Genomic DNA, 20550 nt, shown 5'->3' with positions numbered 1-20550 from the left:
CACCGTATTACTTCGTGACTACTACAATTGCCGCAGGTCAGAGGCATGGCGAACACTGTGCGCATGCACCAAGGCCCTGTCGATTCCTCCAAGGTTCCCCGTTTCGCCGGACCGGCCACGTTCGCCCGGTTGCCCCGCCTCGACCAGGTCGAACGCGCCCACGTGGCGGTCGTGGGCGTGCCGTTCGACACCGGAGTGTCCTACCGGCCGGGCGCCCGGTTCGGCCCCGCCGCGGTGCGGGAGGCGTCCCGGCTGCTGCGGCCCTACCATCCGGGCCTCGACCTGTCGCCGTTCGAGCGGGTGCAGGTGGCCGACGCCGGCGACATCGCGGTCAACCCGTTCCACATCGAGGAGGCCATCGAGACCGTCGAGGCCGGGGCCGACGCGATCGACGCGCGCCTGGTCACCATCGGAGGCGACCACACGATCGCCCTGCCGCTGCTGCGGTCGGCGGCCAAGAAGTACGGGCCCGTCGCGCTCGTGCACTTCGACGCCCACCTCGACACCTGGGACACCTACTTCGGCGCCGAGTACACGCACGGCACGCCGTTCCGCCGGGCCGCCGAGGAGGGCCTGCTCGACACCGAGGCGCTCAGCCACGTCGGCACCCGCGGCTCCCTGTACGGCAAGAAGGACCTGGAGGACGACCGGCGGATCGGGTTCGGCATCGTGACCGCGGCCGACGTGCTGCGGCGCGGCCTGGACGAGGTCATCGACCAGCTGCGCCAGCGGGTCGGCAACCGTCCGGTGTACATCTCGGTCGACATCGACGTGCTCGACCCGGCGCACGCCCCCGGCACCGGCACCCCGGAGGCCGGCGGGCTCTCCAGCAGGGAGCTGCTGGAGATCCTGCGCGGCCTGGCCGGCTGCCGCCTGATCGGAGCGGACGTGGTGGAGGTCGCCCCGGCTTACGACCACGCCGAGATCACCTCCATCGCCGCCTCCCACGTGGCGTACGACCTCGTCAGCCTGCTCGCGATCCAGGAGGAAGAGGCGACATGAGCGGGACCATCACCGAGATCGAGACGTTCGGCGTCGAGCGCATCCCCGACGCCGAGCGCACCGCGCGCCCCTTCGACCTGTTCCGGGTGGCGTTCGGCGGCGCCAACACGTTCGCCACCTGCGTCCTGGGGGCCTTCCCCATCCTGTTCGGGTTGTCGTTCTGGCACGGCCTGGCCGCGACCGTGCTGGGTCTGGTGGTGGGGTCGCTGATCCTGGCGCCGCTGTCGCTGTTCGGCCCGCTGAACGGCACCAACAACGCCGTCTCCTCCTCGGCGCACCTGGGCGTGCACGGGCGCATTGTCGGCTCGTTCCTGTCGCTGCTGACGGCGATCGCGTTCTTCTCGATCTCGGTGTGGTCGTCGGGCGACGCGCTGGTGGGCGGCGCCCACCGGTTCGTCGGCCTGCCGGACACCGACCTGTCGTACGCCGTCGCGTACGGGATCTTCGCGGTTCTCGTGCTCGTCGTGTGCGTGTACGGCTTCCGGTTCATGCTGTTCGTCAACAAGATCGCGGTCGCGGCGGCGTCGCTGCTGTTCGTCCTCGGGGTGTTCGCCTTCGCCGGCGACTTCGACCCGTCGTATCCGGGCACGCTCGCGGCCGGCGACGCGCTGTTCTGGCCGTCGTTCATCGGCGCGGCCCTGATCGTGCTGTCGAACCCGGTGTCGTTCGGCGCGTTCCTGGGCGACTGGTCCCGTTACATCCCGGCGGACACGCCGCGCCGGCGGGTGATGGCCGCGGCGTTCCTGTCGCAGATCGCCACGTTCCTGCCGTTCTTCTTCGGTCTGAGCACCGCGTCGATCATCGCGGCGAAGGCCGCCGAGTACGTCGACCCGGCCGCGCCCAACTACGTCGGCGGCCTGCTGGCGATCTCGCCCGGCTGGTACTTCGTGCCCGTCTGCCTCATCGCGCTGATCGGCGGCATGTCCACCGGCACGACCTCCCTCTACGGCACCGGCCTCGACTTCTCCAGCGTCTTCCCCCGGTTCTCGCGGGTGCGGGCCACGGTGTTCATCGGCACGCTGTCGATCGTGTTCATCTTCGTCGGCCGCTTCGCCGCCAACCTCACCCAGAGCATCTCCACCTTTGCCACACTGATCATCACGTGTACGGCGCCCTGGATGGTGATCATGATGCTCGGCTACGTGACGCGCCGCGGCTGGTACGACCCCGAGGCGTTGCAGGTGTTCAACCGCCGCCAGCGCGGCGGCCGCTACTGGTTCGCCCATGGCTGGAACTGGCGGGGACTTTCCGCCTGGCTGGTCTCGGCCGCGCTGGCGCTGACGTTCGTCAACCTGCCGGGGCAGTTCGTCGGCCCGCTGGGTGAGCTGGCGAGCGGCATCGACATCTCGCTCCCGGTCGGCCTGGGCGCCGCCGCCGTGCTCTACCTGGTGCTGCTCGCCGTCTTCCCTGAGCCGCGCGAGGTCTACGGCCCCGAAGGGCCGCGCCTGGTACGCGCGGCCGACACCCCGGTGCTGCCGATCGTGGACGCGACCACAACGACCACCGCGGCCGAGCCGGCGACCTGATGGAGCTCGTCGACCTGTCGGTCCCGATCGAGACCGGGATGCCCGTCTACCCGGGCGACCCGCAGGTCTCGGTCGGGCCCGCGCTGACGGTGGCGGACGACGGCGTCAACGTGCTCCGCCTGCACCTGGGCTCCCAGTCGGGCACCCACGTGGACGCGCCGTACCACGTGGACGACGCGCTGCCCGCGCTGGACGAGCTGCCGCTGGAGCGCTTCTGGGGCCCGGCCGTCGTGGTGGACGCTCTGGGCCTGCCGCCGCGCTCGCCGATCGGGCCGGAGCCCTTCGCGCGGGTCGTCCGGGCGGGGGCGATCGTGCTGGTCGCCACCGGCTGGTCGGCCTGCTGGGGGAGCGAGCGCTACACGGCGCACCCGTACCTGACGGAGGAGGCGGCGCGGCTGCTGGTGGAGGCGGGGGTGCGGACGGTCGGGATCGACGCGCTGAGCGTGGATCCCACGCCCGCCGACGACTTCCCCGCCCACCGGGTGTTGTGCGGCGCCCACGCCGTCATCGCCGAGAACCTGACCGGCCTCGACCGCCTCCTCGACGCCCAGGCCCGCGGCCTGCCGATCGAGGTGTCGTTGTTGCCGCTGCGCCTGCCGGGGGCCGACGGCGCGCCCGTGCGGGCCGTCGCGAGAGTGGGCTAGCGGGTGCCCCAGGAGTACGTCTGCTTGCGCAGCTTCAGGTACACGAACGACTCCGTGGCCCGTACGGACGGAATGGCGCGGATCTTGCTGAGGATCTCCAGCAGGTGGGTGTCGCCCTCGCAGACCACTTCCACGATCACGTCGAAGGAGCCCGCCGTGAGCACCACGTAGTCGATCTCCTCGATGGCCGCCAGCTCGTCGGCCACCGCCTCCAGGTCGCCCTCGCAGTTGACGCCGATCATGGCCTGGCGCGGGAAGCCGAGCGTGAGGGGGTCGGTGACGGCGACGATCTGCATGACGCCGGCGTCCTGCAGCCGCTGCACCCGCTGGCGCACCGCGGCCTCCGACAGCCCGACGGCCTTCCCGATCGCCGCGTACGGCATGCGCCCGTCGATCTGGAGCTGTTCGATGATCTGCTTGGACAGGTCGTCGAGAACCACCGGACCGGAGGCTGGGCCGTTGCGTCGTACACGGGGCGGCGTCGTCATCCCGGTCCTTCCCTGACCGTCCGGCGTTACGGCGGCGTACCGGTGAGGTTGCCGTCCTGGTGCGACATGTTGTCAGTTCTTGGCGTACTGTCAAGCGAATTCGTAGCAATTTGATATCTTCACCACGAAATCCCTTGTCGAGATGCATTCGCTCTGTAAGAGTCGCGGCATCTCGGCCCGCCTCGCGAGTGATCGAGCTCGCCGAGGTCATCCCTGGACATCGCACCATGGTCATACGACCGACAAAGGAGGGCGAATGACCACCCGTCTGCAGAACTACATCAACGGCGAGTTCGTTGACGCGAAGAGCGGGAAATTCTCTGACATCGTCGATCCGTGCACGGGCGAGCCGTACATCCAGGCTCCCGTCTCGGGCCCCGAGGACGTCGACGCCGCCTTCGCCGCCGCGGCCGCCGCGTTCGAGTCGTGGGGCCGGACCACTCCTGGTGAGCGGGCCAACCTGCTGCTCAAGGTCGCCGACGCGATCGACGCGCGGGCCGACGAGATCAACGAGGCCGAGTGCCTCAACACCGGCAAGCCCCGCGCCCGCATGGCCGAGGACGAGACCCCGATCGCCGCCGACCACTTCCGGTTCTTCGCCGGCGCCGCGCGCACGCTGGAGGGCCCGACGGCCGGCGAGTTCATGGCCGACCACACCAGCGTCATCCGGCACGAGCCGATCGGCGTCGTGGGCCAGGTCACGCCGTGGAACTACCCGATGATGATGGCGGTCTGGAAGATCGCCCCGGCGCTCGCGGCCGGCAACACGATCGTGCTCAAGCCCTCCGACACCACCCCGGTCTCCACCCTCAAGATGGCCGAGATCCTCGGCGAGGTGCTGCCCGCGGGCGTCTTCAACGTCGTCACCGGCGACCGCGAGACCGGCGCCCTGGTCGTGAGCCACCCGACGGCCGCGATGGTGGCCATCACCGGCTCGGTCGGCGCGGGCATGTCGGTGGCCAGGAGCGCCGCCGACGACCTCAAGCGGGTGCACCTGGAGCTCGGCGGCAAGGCGCCGGTCGTGGTGTTCGACGACGTGAAGGACCTGCGCAGGGCCGCCGCCGACATCGCCGTCGCCGGTCTCTACAACGCCGGCCAGGACTGCACGGCCGCCTGCCGGGTGCTGGTCCAGGAGAGCGCGCACGACGCGTTCGTGGCCGCCCTCACCGAGGCCGCCGCGGGCACCGTCACCGGCGGCCTGGACAACGAGGACGCCCTCTACGGCCCGCTCAACAACGAGAACCAGCTGGCCCGCGTCCAGGGCTTCATCGAGCGGGCGCCCGCGCACGCCAAGGTGCTCACCGGCGGTCACCGCGTCGGCGACAAGGGCTACTTCTTCGCCCCGACCGTCGTCGACGGGCTGCGCCAGGACGACGAGATGGTGCAGAACGAGGTCTTCGGCCCCGTGATCACCGTCCAGACGTTCACCGACGAGGCCGACGCGATCGCCAAGGCCAACGACGTGCGCTACGGCCTGGCCGGCTCGGTGTGGACCTCCGACCACGGCCGCGCCATGCGCGTGTCGAACCGGCTCGACTTCGGGGTGGTCTGGGTCAACACGCACATCCCGTTCGTCTCGGAGATGCCGCACGGCGGCTTCAAGCACTCCGGGTACGGCAAGGACCTGTCGGTGTTCGGTCTGCATGACTACACCAGGGTCAAGCACGTCATGCACTACATCGGCGAATAGCAAGGACGAATCCTGGAATGACCGGGCTGAGTGCGATTGAGCTTGAGGACGTCGTCAAGGAGTATCTCTCGCATGGCGAGGTCGTCCAGGCGGTCAAGGGTGTGACGCTGGACATCGCCGAGGGGGAGTTCTTCTCCCTCCTCGGCCCGTCCGGTTGCGGCAAGACCACGACGATGCGCATGGTCGCCGGCTTCGAGCAGCCCACGAAGGGGCTGGTCAAGCTGCACGGCCAGGACGTCACGAACGTCCCGCCGAACAGACGTGACGTCAACATGGTCTTCCAGTCCTACGCGCTCTTCCCGCACATGAGCGTCTGGGACAACGTGGCCTTCGGGCTCAAGCAGAAGAGGACCCCGGCCGACGAGATCAGGCGGCGGGTCGGCGAGATGCTGGAGATCGTCGATCTCACCGGCAGGGAGAGGCGCCGGCCGCGCGAGATGTCGGGCGGCCAGCAGCAGCGCGTGGCGCTGGCCAGGGCCCTGGTCAACCGGCCGCGCGCGCTGCTGCTGGACGAGCCGCTCGGCGCGCTCGACCTGAAGCTGCGCCAGGCCATGCAGATCGAGCTCAAGCGCATCCAGCGCGAGGTCGGCATCACGTTCGTGTACGTCACGCACGACCAGGGCGAGGCGCTGACCATGAGCGACCGGATCGCCGTCATGAACGACGGGCTGGTCGAGCAGCTGGCCGACCCGCGTGAGATCTACGAGCGCCCCGCCACGGCGTTCGTGGCCGGGTTCATCGGCACCTCCAACCTGCTCACGGGCGCCGCGGCCGGCGGCGTCCTGAAGGTCGGTGGCGGCCGGGTGCTCGTGCCGGGCCACGACGGCGACGTGACGGTCACCGTACGGCCGGAGAAGATCACCATCGGCACGGAGGAGCCCGCTCCGGAGCTGAGCGGCGTGCGCGGCACCGTGGCCGAGGTCGTCTACCTGGGCACCTACAACAGCTACGCCGTGAATCTCGCCGACGGGGCCGACGGGACGGTCATCACGGTGTTCGAGCAGAACGCGCACGACGCGACGGCCACGGCGGAGCGGGGCGACTCCGTCTGGCTTTCCTGGCAGGCGCAGCATTCGTACGTGATTGGAAGTTGAGAGCACTCCATGAACCCCTTCATGCGTGGAATGACGCAGCCCCGCACCCGTCGTGACGTCTTCAGGCTCGCCGGCGCCTCCGCCGCCGGGCTCGCCCTGGCCGCCTGCGGCGTGCAGGGGCAGAAGGCGGCGCCGCCGAAGGCCGACGCCGTGGCCGACTTCTGGGCCAAGCAGAAGAAGAACGGCAAGGTCGTCTTCGCCAACTGGCCCGAGTACATGCCCGAGGACAAGGGGCCGCTGGAGAAGTTCAAGGCCGACACCGGCATCGCGTACGAGTACAAGGAGGTCATCCAGGAGAACGCGGAGTTCTTCGGCAAGGCCGACCCCGTGCTGCGCGCCGGGCAGTCACTGGGCTACGACATCGTCGTCATGACGAACGGCATCCAGCTCCAGCACATGATCGACCTCGGCTACGCGGTGGCGCTCGACCACTCCAAGCTGCCGAACTTCCAGGCCAACGCCGGGCAGAAGTACAAGGAACGGGCCTACGACCCCGGAAACAAGTACACGGTGCCCTACACCTCCGGGGTGACCGGGATCGCGTACAACACCGATTACGTCAAAGACGACATCACCAGTATCGAGGCGTTGTTCGATCAGAAGTACAAAGGGCGGGTCGGCATGATGGCCGACGCTCAGGAGATCGCCAATTTCGGCATGATCGCTCTCGGTATCGACCCGGAGAAGTCGAGTGAGGCGGACTGGCAGAAGGCCGGGGAGAAGCTGAAGGCGCAACGCGATGCCGGAATTGTGCGGAAATATTATGATCAGTCGTATATCGACGCCGTGTCGAAGGGCGACATCTGGCTGAGCATGGCGTGGTCCGGCGACGTGTTCCAGCGGCAGCTCGCCGGCGAGCCCGTCAAGTTCGTGGTCCCGGCCGAGGGCGGCACGATCTGGACCGACAACATGCTCATCCCCAAGGGCGCCGCCAACCCGCTCGACGCGCTCATGCTGATGGACTACCTCTACCAGCCGGCCATCGCCGCCGAGCTGGACGAGTTCATCCAGTACGTCACCCCGGTCCCCGCCGTGCAGGACCTGCTGCGGGAGAAGGCGGAGCAGGCCAAGGGCGAGGAGAAGCAGACCCTCGACGACATGGTGAACAGCCCGCTCATGTTCCCCAGCGACGCCGACTACGCCAAGCTGCGCAGCTACACCCCGCTCACCACCCAGCAGGAGCAGGTGTTCAACCCGATCTTCCAGTCGATCACCCAGGCGTGACGATGAGGCGGCTGACCCCCTACCTGCTCGCGCTGCCGGGCTGGATGTGGCTGGCGATCTTCCTGGTCGTGCCCATGGCCGCGATGGCGTCGGTGTCGCTGCAGACCGGGAACGCGATCGACGGCTTCGCCATGACGTTCAGCTTCTCCAACTACGGCGACGCGCTGAGCACGTACAGCACCCAGCTGCTGCGCTCCCTGCTGTACGGCGGGCTCGCCACCGTGGCCATGCTGCTGATCGGCTACCCGGTCGCGTACTGGATCGCCTTCAGGGGCGGCCGGCGCAAGTCGATGTACCTGTTCCTGCTGCTGCTGCCGTTCTTCGTGTCGTTCGTGCTGCGGACGATCTCGTGGAACTTCCTGCTGGCCGACAACGGCATCCTGTTCGGCACGCTGAAGGACTGGGGGCTGCTGCCCGAGGGCTTCCACGTGCTCGCCACGACGTTCGCGGTGGTGGGCGGGCTGACGTACAACTTCCTGCCGTTCATGATCCTGCCGATCTACGTGGCGCTGGAGCGGGTGGACCCGCGGGTGGTGGAGGCGGCGCAGGACCTGTACGCGACCCGGGCGGCGGCTTTCCGGCGGGTGGTGCTGCCCCTGTCGCTGCCGGGGGTGTTCGCCGGGGTGCTGATGACGTTCGTGCCGGCCACGGCCGACCCGGTCAACGCGCAGATCCTCGGGGGCACGTCGAACACGATGATCGGCAACATCATCCAGACCGAGTACCTGACGAACCTCGACTATCCGACCGCCTCGGCGCTGTCGTTCACGCTGATGGCGATCCTGCTGGTCGGCATCTTCGTCTACGCCAAGGCGCTCGGTACGGAGAACGTGCTCGAGGCGGCGGCCCGATGAGGACCCGCGGACGGCTCGGCGACCGGCTGCTGCACGCCTACACCTGGCTCATCATCGCCTGGCTGTCGTCGCCGATCGCCGTGATGATCCTGTTCGGCTTCAACGACAAGCAGAGCAAGTCCAACACCACCTGGCAGGGCTTCACCCTGCGCTGGTACGCCGAGCTCTTCGACGTCTCCGACCTGACCGTGGCGCTGCGCAACTCGCTGGTGATCGCCCTGGTCAGCACCGTGATCACGGTCGTCATCGGCACCATGCTGGGCCTCGCGCTCGGCCGCCACCGCTTCCGCGGCAGCGGCGCGACGAATTTTCTGGTCTTCGCCGCGATCTCCACGCCCGAGCTGGTCATGGGCGCCTCGCTGCTGTCGCTGTTCGTCTCGGGCAACGTGCCGCGCGACGCGAACACGATCATCGTCGCCCACGTGCTGTTCTCGCTGTCGTTCGTGGTCGTCACGGTGCGGGCGCGGGTCGTCGGCCTGGACCCGTCGCTGGAGGAGGCCGCCAGGGACCTCGGCGCGTCGGCGTGGGGCACGTTCCGGCAGGTGACGCTGCCGTCGATCCTGCCGGGTGTGCTGGCGGGGGCCATGTTGTCGTTCGCGCTGTCGATCGACGACTACGTGGTGACGAGCTTCGTCAACGGCTCAACCGTGACGTTCCCGCTGTGGATCGTCGGCGCCGTCAAGACGGGCATCCCGCCGCAGGTCAACGTCATGGGTACGTTGATCTTCGGCATCGGCGTGCTCATCGCGATCGCCAACGCGGTCGCGGCCCGCCGCCGCGCCTGAGCATTCTCGTCACCGAACTCTCGTAGGGAAGTGGGATCTGTGGATCCGCTGAAGGCGCTGGCTGACGCGGAGCGCAAGCCGTACTGGCTGGACAGCCCGGCCAGACCCGAGCCGCGGGAGCGGCTCACCGGACGGACCGCCGCCGACCTGGTCGTGGTCGGGGGCGGGTTCTCGGGGCTGTGGACGGCCCTGATGGCCAAGGAACGCGACCCCTCGCTGGACGTCGTCCTGCTCGAAGGACGCAGGATCGGCTGGGCCGCCACCGGCCGCAACGGCGGGTTCTGCATGGCGACCCTCACCCACGGCCTGGCCAACGGCCTGGAACGGTGGCCGGACGAGATCGACCGGCTGGAACGCATGGGCGTGGCGAATCTGGACGAGATCGAGCGCACGCTGGAGCGCTACGGGATCGACTGCTCGTTCGAGCGGACCGGCGAGCTGCACGTCGCCACCGAGCCCTGGCAGGTGGACGCGCTGGGCGAGCACCACGACGTGATCTCCGAGCTGGGGCTCGACTACCTGCCGCTGGACCGCGAACAGGTGCGGGCCGAGGTCGACTCGCCGACCTACCTCGGCGGGCTCTGGGAGCGCAGCGGCTGCGCCATGCTCGATCCGGCGGGGCTGGCGTGGGGGCTGCGGGAGGCGTGCCTGCGCCTCGGCGTACGCGTCCACGAGCGCAGCCCGGTCCGCTCGCTGCACGACGACGGCACGCTGCTCACGCTGGGGACGCCGCACGGCTCGGTGGCCGCCCGCCGCGTGGCGCTGGGCACCGGGGTCTTCCCGCCGCTGCTGCGCCGGCTCAAGCACTACGTCGTCCCCGTGTACGACTACGCGCTGATGACCGAGCCGCTGACCGCCGACCGGCTCGCCTCCGTGGGCTGGCGCAACCGGCAGGGCGTGGGCGACTCGGGCAACCAGTTCCACTACTACCGGCTGACCGACGACAACCGCATCCTGTGGGGCGGCTACGACGCCGTCTACTACAACGGCGGCCTGGTCAAACCGGAGTACGACCAGCGCGACGAGACGTTCGTCAGGCTGGCGGAGCACTTCTACGACACCTTCCCGCAGCTCGACGGCGTGCGTTTCACCCACCGCTGGGGCGGCGTGATCGACACCTGCAGCCGCTTCAGCGCCTTCTACGGCCGGGCGCACGGCGGCCGGCTCGCCTACGCCCTCGGCTACACCGGCATGGGCGTCGGCGCCACCCGCTTCGGCGCGAACGTCATGCTCGACCTGCTGGCCGGCGAGCGCACCGAACGCACCGAGCTGCGCATGGTGAAGGAGAAGCCGATCCCGTTCCCGCCCGAGCCGGTGCGCTCCGGGGTGATCCAGTTCACCCGCTGGTCGATCGCCCAGGCCGACCAGCACCAGGGCAGGCGCAACCTGTGGCTGCGCGCGCTCGACCGGATGGGGCTGGGCTTCGACACGTAGTTCGGCTGGGCTCAGACTGGTGGGCATGAGAATCGAGTTCACCGCCGACGGTCTCACCCTCGCCGGGGATCTGCGGGTGCCCGAGGGTGTGGGGCCGTGGCCGGGGCTGGTCTTCACGGGGCCGTTCACCGGCGTCCGCGACCAGGTCACCGGTCTGTACGCCGCCCGGCTGGCCGAGCGCGGCTACGTCACGCTCTCCTTCGACCACCGCTCCTGGGGCGAGTCGGAGGGCGAGCCGCGCCGGCACGAGGATCCGCAGGGCAAGCTGCACGACCTGCGGGCCGCGGTGTCGTTCCTGCGCGGGCGGCCCGAGGTCGACGCCGAGCGGATCGGGGCGGTCGGCATCTGCCTCGGTGGCGGGTACGCGCTGAAGTTCGCCGCCTTCGATCCGCGGGTGAAGGCGTTCGCGGGGATCGCTGGGGCGTACAACAACCCGTACGCGATGCGGTCGGGCACGGACTACCAGGCGGCGCTGGCGTCGTACACGGAGGTGCTGGAGCGGCAGGACCACGGCGGGCCGGTCGAGTACATGCCGGTCGTCGCGGAGCAGGGCGAGGCCGCGATGCCGGGGGACGAGCCGTACGCGTACTACGGGACGGATCGGGGCGCCTCGCCGCTCTGGGAGAACGAGGTGACCCGGGTCAGCGTGCGGGAGCTGCTGACGATGGACAACATGATGGGCGCCGACTTCCTGTCGCCGAAGCCGGCGCTGATCGTCCACGGGGTGATCGACCGGTTCTGCTCGCCTGAGGGGGCCGAGGAGGCGTTCAGACGGCTCGACCAGCCGAAGAAGATCGTCTGGGTGGACGCCAAACAGCACATCGACCTCTACGACCGCGAGCCGTACGTCACGGAGGCCGTGGACGCGACCGCCGACTTCCTGGGCGAGCACTTGTGACGGCAAGGGGACGCTGAAGGTATGTCCAGGAAAGCTCCGAGTGTGATGCGCCCGGGGTGATGGCCGGGAATGTTCCGTACGACCACCGATGGGAGGTGGCACGTGCGGACGATGTGGACGGCCTGGCTGGGCCTGGCGCTCGTGGCGGGGTGCGGGGCGGAGCCCGTTCCGGTGAAGCCCGCCGCGGTGCGGGCGCCGGTGAAGGCAGCACGCTGTTTCCTGAAATATCCGGATGTACGGGCGGGGCATGCCGCGCGCGCCCGGCTCGAACGCGACATCGCCCACTACGTCGGCGACCGTCCCGGCCGGATCGTCTACGCCGCGGTGGACCTGGTCAGCGGGGTCTCGCTGGGCCAGGGCCGGCACGACGGCGACCTGATCACCGCGAGCGGCGCCAAGGTGGACATCCTCGCGGCGCTGCTCCAGCGCCGCGACGGCCGGCTCGACGAGCACGAACGCGACCTGGCCTCCCGCATGATCACGGAGAGTGACAACAGCGCGGCCGACGCGCTCTGGTCGAGGGTCGGTGGCGGCGCGGCCATGGGCGACTTCTATCGCAGGATCGGGCTGAAGGAGACCACGCCCGGGCCGAGCAGCTACTGGGGCGGCACCAAGACCAGCCCCGCCGACCGCATCCGGCTGATGAAGGTGCTGGTCAAGGGCGGCAAGGGGCTGTCGTCCGCCGACCGGGCGCTGCTGCTCGGGCTGATGGAGCAGGTGCGCCGGGAGCAGGCGTGGGGCGTCAGCGCGGCCGCCCGGCCGGGTGACCGGGTGGCGCTGAAGAACGGGTGGACGCCGCGGCCGTTCGTCCAGAAGACGTGGGCGGTGACCAGCTACGGCCGCGTCGTCGGCCCGGGGCGGGATCTGCTGCTGTCGGTCCAGACCGACCGCCAGCCAGGGGAGGGGACGGGCATCCAGACCATCGAGGGCATCGCCCGCCTGATCGGCTCCCGCCTCGACTCCCTCACCCCGACCATCTCTCGCCCCTGCCCCACCAAACCCACCTTCTGACGGGGGTCCCTGGAAGGGCCGGTGCCCGCGTGACGGGCCCCGGACGGGGGAGACGTCGCCAAGAAGTGTCCTGGAAGCGGTGAGACGCCGCACCCAGCTGCGGTGCGGCGTCTCGGGGTGGCGTCAGGAGTGGGCGCGGGTGAGGACCTCCTCGGGGATGACCTTGGGGACGCCGCGCAGGCCCGCCAGGGCGATCAGCGCCACCACCGCCAGGACGCCGGCCGTGACGAACGAGGTCAGGTGCACGCCTTCCAGGAAGGCCAGCTGGGCCGCGTGGACGAGCTCGGCGGCCTGGCCGGCGGGCAGGGTCGAGGCCGTGCTGACCGCCCCGGCGAGAGACTCCCGCGCCGCCTCGGCCGGCACCCCGGCGGGCAGCTCCAGGTTCGCCCGGTACGCGCTGGTCAGCACCGTGCCGAGGATCGCGATGCCGAGCGCCGCGCCCAGCTCGAACGCCGTCTCCGACACCGCGGCCGCCGCCCCGGCCCGCTCGGGGGGCGCGGTGGCCAGCACGTTGTCGTTGTTGACCGTGAAGGCGAATCCGATGCCGATGCCGCCGATCACCATGGCGGGCACCAGCGTGATGTAGGTCACCTCGGTGCCGAGCGTCGTGTACCACAGGAACGCGCCCGCGTTCATGGCCAGCCCCAGGGCGACCACGCCGTTCCTGCCGAGCGGCTGGATCAGCTTGGCGGCCAGCACGCCGCCCACCGCGCCGGCCAGACCACCGGGCAGCTGGGCGAGTCCCGCCTGCAGCGGCGACCAGCCGAGCACGAGCTGCAGGTACCAGGCGAACATCAGCATCATGGCCGACATCGCGAAGATCGCCAGCAGGTTCGTCAGGATGGACGCGCTGAACGCCCGCCGCCGGAAGAGCCGTACGTCGATCAGCGGCTCGGCCAGCCGCGTCTGCCGCCACACGAACGTCGCGAGCAGCGCGATCCCGGCCACGCCCGCGGCCACCACGTCGGCGTGCTCCAGGCCCTTGTGCGCCATCTCCTTGATCGCGTAGACGACTGCCACGATGCCGGCGAACGACAGCACCACGCTGAGCAGGTCGATCCGTCCCGCGTTCGGGTTGCTCGACTCCGGCAGCACCAGGAAGCCGCCGACGACCACGAGAGCCATGATCGGCACGTTGATCAGGAAGACCGACCCCCACCAGAAGTGGTCGAGCATCAGGCCGCCGACCACCGGGCCGACCGCGAAGCCCGCCGCGCTCATGCCGCTCCAGATGCCCACGGCCGCCGTCCGCTCACCGGGGTCGGTGAAGACGTTGCGGACGATCGACAGCGTCGAGGGCATGATCGTGGCGGCGGCCACGCCCAGCAGCGCCCGCGCGGCGATCAGCAGCTCGGCGCTCGGCGCGTACGCGGTGATCACGGACGCCGCCCCGAACGCCGCCGCGCCGATCAGCAGCAGGCGCTTGCGGCCGATGCGGTCGCCGACGTTGCCCATGGTGATGAGCAGGCCGGCCAGCGCGAAGCCGTACATGTCGCCGATCCACAGCAGCTGGGTGGAGCTGGCGCCGAGGTCGCCCACCAGGCTCGGCAGGGCCAGGTGCAGCACCGTGAGGTCCAGCGAGAGCAGGAGCGTGGCCACGCAGGCGATCGCGAGGCAGGACCATTTGTTCGTCATGCGGCTCACTGTCGCCGTGACGGCTGACGGAGGGCCTACCGCTCGCTGACCGACCCGCTGACCGCCGCCAGACCGGCCGCGATGCGGGCGCGGGTGTCCACGGTGCTGTACCACTCCTCGGGACACACCTCGCGGGCCCGGGTCAGGCAGACGCGCGCCTCGTCGAGGTCGCCTCGGAACAGCGCCACCTCGCCCATGCCGAGCTCGGCCCAGGCCAGCATCTCCATCGAGCCGTTGCGCCGCGACAGGCCCGCCGCGAGCGCGTAGTCGGCCCGCGCGGCCTCCACGTCGCCGAGGTGGAACAGGAGGTCGGCCCTGCGGCACAGGTTCTCGGCGATGTCGGTCCTGGAGCCCAGCTCCCGCGCCAGCGTCAACGCCTCGTCGATCAGCGCGTACGCGCCGCGGTAGTCGCCCTGCTCCTGCCGCAGCGCGCCGAGCCCCGACAGCACCAGCACCGCGCCCCACCGCTCACCGATGGCCCGGAAGTGGTCCAGGCTGCGCCCGAAGTACTCCAGCGCCTCGTCCATGCGGCCCAGCGTCTGCAGCACGAACGCCGCTCCGGTGTAGGACAGCGCCCGCTGCCACGGGCCAAGGCTCGGCGCGACGTTCATGATCTCGTCGATGGCCTGCTCGAAGTCGGGGGGCGGGCCGGTCATCAGCGACAGCAGCATCATGAGGAATTCCATCCGGGAGGGCACGTAGCTCCAGCCCAGCACGTCGCGCAGCTCCACCACCCGCGCGCGCAGCGCCTCGTCGTCGGCTCCCACCCAGGCCGCCACGAGCACGCACAGGGCGTACTCCTCCTCCATGCCGGGCAGCTGCCTGGGGCCGAGCCGGTCGAGCAGGGCGGCGGCCAGGTTGGCGCTCGTGACGCGGTGACCGCGCATCCACCAGTAGCAGGCGCTGCAGGCCACCAGCCGCAGCCCCAGCTCCGGCTGCCCCGACTCGGCGGCCCAGCGGGTGGCCGCGACCACGTCGTCGCCCTCCTCGTCGAGCAGTGCCAGCCACTCCAGCTGGTCGGCGGTGCGCAGCCGGCTGTCGGCGATCTGCACCAGGTCGAGGTAGTAGTCGGCGTGCGCCTGCCGGACGGCGACCTGCTTGCCCGACTCGGCCAGTCGTTCGGCGCAGAAGGCCCGGATCGTCTCCAGCATCCGGAAACGGCCGGCCACGAACTCGACCAGCGACTTCTCCACCAGCGAGAACAGCACGTCCTCGGGCAGCCCGCACACCTGCTCGGCGGCCCCTGGCCGGGCGCCGCCGGCGAACACGGTCAGCCGCATGGCGGCCTGCTGCTCGCTCTCGTCCAGCAGGTCCCAGCTCCAGGCGACGACCGCGCGCAACGTCTGGTGGCGCGGCAGCGCCGTACGGCTGCCGCGGGTGAGCAGCCGGAACCGGTCGTCCAGCCGCGCCGCCACGTCGGCGAGCGACAGCGTGCGCAGCCGGGCCGCGGCCAGCTCGATGGCCAGCGGCAGCCCGTCGAGCGCCCGGCAGATGCGGACGACCTGCGCCGCGTTGCCGGCGTCCACGGCGAAGCCGGGCCGGACGGCGGCGGCGCGGTCGGCGAACAGCCGCACGGCCGCGTAGTCGAGCGGGTCGTCCGTGTCCACCGGCGGCAGCCGCAGCGGCGCCACGGGCAGGATCGACTCGCCGGTGATGCCGAGCGCCTCGCGCCCGGTCGCCAGCACGCGCAGACCGGGGCAGGCGGCCAGCAGGTGGTCGCTCAGGTCGGCGGCGGCCTCGACGAGGTGCTCGCAGTTGTCCAGGACGAGCAGCAGCCTGCGGTCGGCGAGCGCGGTGACGAGCCTGGTCAGCGGGTCGACGGCCGGGCGTTCGGCGTGCAGCAGCGCGTCGCGGATGTCGAGCGCGGCCAGCACCGCCCGCGGCACGCCGGAGGCGTCGGAGACCGGAGCGAGCGGCACGAAGCACACGTCGCCGGGCTCCTGATCGGCCGCCTCGTTCGCGAGGCGGGTCTTGCCCGCGCCGCCGGGGCCGATCAGGGTCACGAGCCGGTTGTCGCGGAGCCGGGCGCGTACCTGGTCGAGCTCCTCGGTGCGGCCCACGAAGCTGGTGAGCTGGGCGCGCAGACCCTGCCTGACCGGGCCTGCCGCGCTCGGCGCGGGCGCCCCCAGCGCGGGGTCGGCGCGTAGGACCGCCAGGTGGGCGGCGGCCAGCTCGGGGCCCGGCTCGACGCCCAGCTCCTCGTCCAGCAGCTTCCTGGCCTGGTCGTAGACGGTCAGCGCCTCGGCCTGGCGGCCGCTGCCGTACAGGGCGCGCATGAGCTGGGCGGTCAGCCGCTCGCGCAGCCGGTGGACGGCGGTGAGCTGGCGCAGCTCGGCCACCAGGTCGCGGTGCCGGCCGAGATCCAGGTCCGCCTGCACACGGTCTTCGGTGGCGGCCAGCCGCAGCTCCTCCAGCGCCGCCGCGGCGGCCTCGGCGTGCGGGGCGTCGGCCAGCGGCGTGCCGCGCCACAGGTCGAGCGCCTCGCGCAGCAGCGCGGCGGCCCGCTCCGGGTCGCCGCCGGTCAGCGCCTGCCGGCCGGCCCGGGCCAGCAGCTCGAACCGGCGGGCGTCGACGTCCTGCGGGTCGGCGACCAGGCGGTAACCGGCCGGGTGGAACTCCACCAGGTCCCTGCCCAGCGCCCGGCGCAGCCGCGACACCTGCGACTGCAGCGCGTTGGCCACGCCGTCGGGGGGATCGGCGCCGTACATGCCGTCGATGAGTTGCTCGGCGCCGACGACGCGGCCCGCGTGCAGGGCGAGCAGCGTCAGCAGGGCGCGTACCCGGGGGCCGCCGAGCGCGATCGGCTCGCCGTCCTCGCCCAGCGCGGCGGTGGGGCCGAGGATCTGAAAGCGCATGCCTCGATTATCGCGGCAAGCTCGCCGCGATCTGTGTATATGTCGGGATGGATGGTGGTTGCTCGCCTCGGAGTGCCAGCGCGGTGGCCGCGGCCTCCCTGAGCGCGGCCCGGTAGAGCAGCGACCCGGTGCTCACCCGGGCCACCCCCGCCTGCGCGAGCTGCGCGAGCGTGGGACCGCCCGTCTGGTGGAGCACGTTGAGCGGCAGCGGCGTGCTCGCCGCCACCTCCGCGATCTCGTCCAGATCGGTCAGGGCCGGGACGAAGATCCCGTCGGCGTGGCCGTACGCGCGCACCCGTTCCCGCGTGTCACCGGTCCGCAGCCAGCACGTGTCGGTACGGGCGTTCACGAACACGCCGTGCCCCATGGCGGCCTCGATGATGCGCTGCTGCAGGCCGATCGGGCGCAGGGTGCCGTCGGGGCGGCCGTCCTCCAGGTTCACGCCCGCGACGCCCAGCGCGGCCAGGCAGGCGACCAGGTCGGACACCTCGGCCGGGTCGTCGCTGAATCCGCCCTCGATGTCCACCGTGATCAGGACCCCCAGCGACCCGATGGATTCGGCCAGCTCGATCGTCTCGGCCCTGGTCGCACCGGCCGCGTCCGGCTTGCCGTGCACGGCGGCCACGCCGAGGCTGGTCGTGCCGATCGCCGGGAAGCCCTGCGCGGCCAGGTACGCGGCCGAGCCGTAGTCCCAGGCGTTGGGCAGCAGCAGCGGGTCGCCGGGGCGGTGCAGATCGCGGAAGCTCATCGCAGCAGTCCCTCCAGGACACCGGCAGCCAGGGCGAGCGCGTGGTGCGGGGCGGGGCAGGGGCGAACGCCCGAGCCGAAGGTCAGGTACGGTGCCCGGCCGCGCGCGAGGTCGAAGCGTTCCGGGTCGGGGAACACCTCGGGGTCGCGGTTGACGGCCACCAGGTCGATCGTCACCTCGTCGCCGGTGCGGGTGTCGAGCCTGCGGGTGGCCTTGAGCGGCGGGTCGTGCCGCAGCGTCTCGTGCAGCAGCGCCTCGACGTCGCCGTCCCAGCTGGGGGCGTCGCCGGCCAGGCCGTTCGCGGCGGCGCCGGCGAGGACGTTTGCGATCAGGCCGTCCGCGGTGGCGCGGGTGCGGGTGAGGGCGTTCTCGATCAGGGCTTCCGTGGCGGTGTGGGCCTGCAGCAGCAGCGTGATCACCGGGAGGTCCGCCTGCCCGAGCAGCTCGGCGACGGCGGCGTCGGCCTGCGGGCTCTCCTCGCCCGACAGGTACCCGGCCGCGGCGGCGGGCACGGCGGCGGTGTCCTCGACACCGAGCGCGGCTCCCAGCACGGCCACGGGGACACCCCGCCAGTTCCCGTCCCGTTCCCTGGCCATGGCCCTGGCCGCCTGGCGCAGCCCGGCCGGGTCGACCTCGTCCAGCAGGGCGACGAGCAGGCGCCGCCGTTCGGCGTGCTCCTGGCCGGTGCTGAACCGCGACACCCGGGCGCGCAACCAGGCCAGCGTCCCCTCGGCGCCGTCGGCGCGTACGGGCGGCGGAACGTATCGGGCGTCGGCCAGTACGGCCACCGCTTCGGCATGACGTGTGACAGGCATGCGCCCACGCTAGGGCGGAGTCCTTTCGCCGCCGGTCGAAGCATGTCAGGCGGCCAGCTGCTGCGGTTCCGCTTCTTCGCTCGTCTCCACCGCGGACGTGGTCGCGGCGGCGGGCCGCAGTCCGGCGGCGGCGAGGGCCATCGCCAGGATCAGCGCCATGTCCGCCACCACCACGGCCCGCTCCAGCAGCCCGTAGTAGGCGCCCCCGTTCACGAACGAGGAGGTGAACGAGGCCGGGTGGGCCACCAGGTACACCGCCAGCGTCATCCCCGCGGCCACGCTCAGCGCGCGCACCGCGTTCCAGCCGGGCGCGCCGGCCCGCCCACGGGCCAGCATCCAGCCCGCGACCGGCAGCGAGGTGAACACCACGGCCGCCGCCCAGCGGTGGATCTCGCCGGACACCGTGTCGAGCTGCGACCCGCTCGGGTCGGTCGGGAAGATGGCGCTCATGACCAGACCCGCGGCCCCGGCCAGCAGCAGCACCCGTGTGGCCGCCGTACGCGCCGGATCCGTCACGGCCAGCCCGTACGCCAGCCACAGGCACGCCCCCGCGAGCGCCAGCATCCCGGCGATCACGGGCGCGAGTCCGCCCGGGACCAGCGCGTAGTGGCTGAGCAGCACCTGCGCGGGCAGCGTGGTCTCCGCGTACGCCAGCGCCCCCGCCGACGTCACCGTGGCCGCCACGCTGAGCCGGGCGCATCCCCGAGGCGTCATCGGGCCACCTCGTCGTAGATCTCCTCGAAGCGGGCGAGCGACGCCTGGTGGTCGTGGGTGAGCGCGAGCTCCCTGCTGGCCTTGCCGAAGCGGGCGCGCAGGCCGTCGTCGGCGAGGATGGCGGTCAGGTGGCGGGCCAGCGAGACCACGTCGCCCGGCTGGAACAGGTAGCCGTTGTCGTCGACCAGGTGGGGCAGCGCCATGGCGTCGGCGGCGACGACGGGCAGGCCGCTGGCCATCGCCTCCAGGGTCGCGATGCTCTGCAGCTCGGCGACGCCCGGCATGGCGAAGACGTCGGCGGCGGCGAACGCCTGCGGCATGCTCTCGTCCGGGACGAACCCGAGGAAGAACACCCGGTCGCCGACGCCGATGCGCCGGGCCAGCCGTTCGAGCTCGGTGCGCTGGTTGCCCTTGCCGACGAGCGCCACCTGCGCGTCGGTCTCGTTCAGCACCAGCGGCAGGGCGCGGACCAGCTCGTCGATGCGCTTCTCCTCGTCCAGGCGGCCGACGAACAGCATGGTGGGCCGGTCGGGCAGCCCGAAGAGCCTGCGCGCCCACGCCTTCGGCTCGGTGTGCGGGTGGAAGCGGGCCAGGTCGATGCCGCAGGAGATCGGCTCGACCTCACGGGTGAAACCCTGCTCGGCGAGGAGCCGGGCGGCCAGCGGTGTGGGCGTGGTGACGCGGTCGGTGCGGTTGAAGACACGGCCGAAGTCGCGCCAGGCCAGCCGGCCGGCCTGCTTGCGCAGCCGTTCGGGGATGTGGCCGAACTGGAAGAGGTTGTCGGGCATGAAGTGGTTGGTCGCCACGACCGGCACACCGGCGCGGCGGGCGGCGGCGATGGCGGAGCGGCCGACGACGAAGTGGCCCTGGGTGTGCAGCACGTCGGGGCGGATGCTCGCCACCAGCCGGTCCAGGCGGGTCGGCACGGTGATTCGCATGGTGGGGTGGACGAGCAGCGGCGCCGAGCGCAGGCGGTGCACGATGACGCCGTCCACCACGTCGGCGCTGGCGGGGCCGACGTCGGACTGGCACACCACGTGCACCTCGTTGCCGCGCGCGGCCAGGCCGGTGGCCAGGCGGTGGGTGAAGTACGCGGCGCCGTTCACGTCGGGCGGGTAGGTGTCGGACGAGAT

At 71.3% G+C, this 20550-nt stretch carries 18 protein-coding genes; 11 read left to right on the top strand and 7 right to left on the bottom strand.

Going from position 1 to position 20550, the window contains the following annotated elements; all coding sequences use genetic code 11:
- The first annotated feature begins 45 nt into the window (after positions 1–45).
- The 3 genes from speB to E1286_RS16040 are packed head-to-tail and all read left to right on the top strand — an operon-like array spanning position 46 to position 3172.
- Complete coding sequence (gene speB / locus E1286_RS16050) at positions 46–1002, top strand: agmatinase (protein ID WP_246074897.1); 957 nt, start codon at positions 46–48, stop codon at positions 1000–1002.
- Positions 999–2528 carry a purine-cytosine permease family protein gene (locus E1286_RS16045; protein ID WP_132613238.1) on the top strand — a complete coding sequence of 510 codons (1530 nt, stop codon included), beginning with the start codon at positions 999–1001 and terminating at the stop codon, positions 2526–2528. Before speB ends, E1286_RS16045 begins: the two co-directional genes overlap by 4 nt.
- Positions 2528–3172: a cyclase family protein gene (locus E1286_RS16040; RefSeq protein ID WP_132613236.1), complete on the top strand. Its 645-nt coding sequence runs from the start codon at positions 2528–2530 to the stop codon at positions 3170–3172. The genes E1286_RS16045 and E1286_RS16040 overlap by 1 nt, the downstream gene beginning before the upstream one ends.
- Here the strand turns inward: E1286_RS16040 and E1286_RS16035 are convergent.
- On the bottom strand, positions 3169–3660 hold the full coding sequence (locus E1286_RS16035; protein WP_132613234.1) for an Lrp/AsnC family transcriptional regulator: 492 nt from the start codon (positions 3658–3660) through the stop codon (positions 3169–3171). The two genes, E1286_RS16040 and E1286_RS16035, sit on opposite strands and share 4 nt — an antisense overlap.
- 256 nt (positions 3661–3916) lie before the next feature.
- Between E1286_RS16035 and E1286_RS16030 the strand changes: the two genes are divergently transcribed.
- From E1286_RS16030 to E1286_RS15995, 8 genes are all read left to right on the top strand, one after another.
- Positions 3917–5350 carry a gamma-aminobutyraldehyde dehydrogenase gene (locus tag E1286_RS16030; protein ID WP_132613232.1) on the top strand — a complete coding sequence of 478 codons (1434 nt, stop codon included), beginning with the start codon at positions 3917–3919 and terminating at the stop codon, positions 5348–5350.
- Between the two features lie 17 nt (positions 5351–5367).
- Positions 5368–6444, top strand: a complete 1077-nt coding sequence (locus E1286_RS16025; protein WP_132613230.1) for an ABC transporter ATP-binding protein — start codon at positions 5368–5370, stop codon at positions 6442–6444.
- Between the two features lie 30 nt (positions 6445–6474).
- On the top strand, positions 6475–7668 hold the full coding sequence (locus tag E1286_RS16020) for a polyamine ABC transporter substrate-binding protein (RefSeq protein WP_132613228.1): 1194 nt from the start codon (positions 6475–6477) through the stop codon (positions 7666–7668).
- A 2-nt stretch (positions 7669–7670) separates the two neighbouring features.
- Complete coding sequence (locus E1286_RS16015; RefSeq protein ID WP_111182287.1) at positions 7671–8522, top strand: ABC transporter permease; 852 nt, start codon at positions 7671–7673, stop codon at positions 8520–8522.
- The gene (locus tag E1286_RS16010; protein WP_132613226.1) at positions 8519–9307 is read left to right on the top strand and encodes an ABC transporter permease; all 789 of its coding nucleotides are present in this window, start codon (positions 8519–8521) and stop codon (positions 9305–9307) included. Before E1286_RS16015 ends, E1286_RS16010 begins: the two co-directional genes overlap by 4 nt.
- A gap of 39 nt (positions 9308–9346) precedes the next feature.
- The gene (locus E1286_RS16005; RefSeq protein WP_132613224.1) at positions 9347–10741 is read left to right on the top strand and encodes an NAD(P)/FAD-dependent oxidoreductase; all 1395 of its coding nucleotides are present in this window, start codon (positions 9347–9349) and stop codon (positions 10739–10741) included.
- A gap of 25 nt (positions 10742–10766) precedes the next feature.
- Positions 10767–11639, top strand: a complete 873-nt coding sequence (locus E1286_RS16000; RefSeq protein WP_223189999.1) for an alpha/beta hydrolase — start codon at positions 10767–10769, stop codon at positions 11637–11639.
- A gap of 111 nt (positions 11640–11750) precedes the next feature.
- Complete coding sequence (locus E1286_RS15995) at positions 11751–12650, top strand: serine hydrolase (RefSeq protein ID WP_246074899.1); 900 nt, start codon at positions 11751–11753, stop codon at positions 12648–12650.
- Between the two features lie 123 nt (positions 12651–12773).
- Here the strand turns inward: E1286_RS15995 and E1286_RS15990 are convergent, their stop codons facing one another.
- From E1286_RS15990 to E1286_RS15965, 6 genes are all read right to left on the bottom strand, one after another.
- Positions 12774–14285 (bottom strand): DHA2 family efflux MFS transporter permease subunit, encoded by a 1512-nt coding sequence (locus E1286_RS15990; RefSeq protein WP_132613218.1) that lies wholly within the window; start codon positions 14283–14285, stop codon positions 12774–12776.
- A gap of 35 nt (positions 14286–14320) precedes the next feature.
- Positions 14321–17140: an AfsR/SARP family transcriptional regulator gene (locus tag E1286_RS15985; RefSeq protein ID WP_132613216.1), complete on the bottom strand. Its 2820-nt coding sequence runs from the start codon at positions 17138–17140 to the stop codon at positions 14321–14323.
- A gap of 7 nt (positions 17141–17147) precedes the next feature.
- Entirely contained in the window at positions 17148–17888 is a 741-nt protein-coding gene (locus E1286_RS15980; RefSeq protein ID WP_132613214.1) for an isocitrate lyase/PEP mutase family protein, read from the bottom strand.
- The gene (locus E1286_RS15975) at positions 17885–18703 is read right to left on the bottom strand and encodes a cytochrome P450 (RefSeq protein ID WP_132613212.1); all 819 of its coding nucleotides are present in this window, start codon (positions 18701–18703) and stop codon (positions 17885–17887) included. Before E1286_RS15975 ends, E1286_RS15980 begins: the two co-directional genes overlap by 4 nt.
- Positions 18704–18748: 45 nt before the next feature.
- Positions 18749–19417: a DUF998 domain-containing protein gene (locus E1286_RS15970; protein WP_132613210.1), complete on the bottom strand. Its 669-nt coding sequence runs from the start codon at positions 19415–19417 to the stop codon at positions 18749–18751.
- Positions 19414–20550: glycosyltransferase (locus E1286_RS15965; protein ID WP_132613208.1), on the bottom strand; the 1137-nt coding region annotated here is incomplete at its 5' end. The genes E1286_RS15970 and E1286_RS15965, both read right to left, overlap by 4 nt.

The organism is Nonomuraea terrae (assembly GCF_004348995.1).
GTDB classification, from domain to species: Bacteria; Actinomycetota; Actinomycetes; order Streptosporangiales; family Streptosporangiaceae; genus Nonomuraea; species Nonomuraea terrae.
This window is presented reverse-complemented; position numbering and strand designations above follow the sequence as displayed.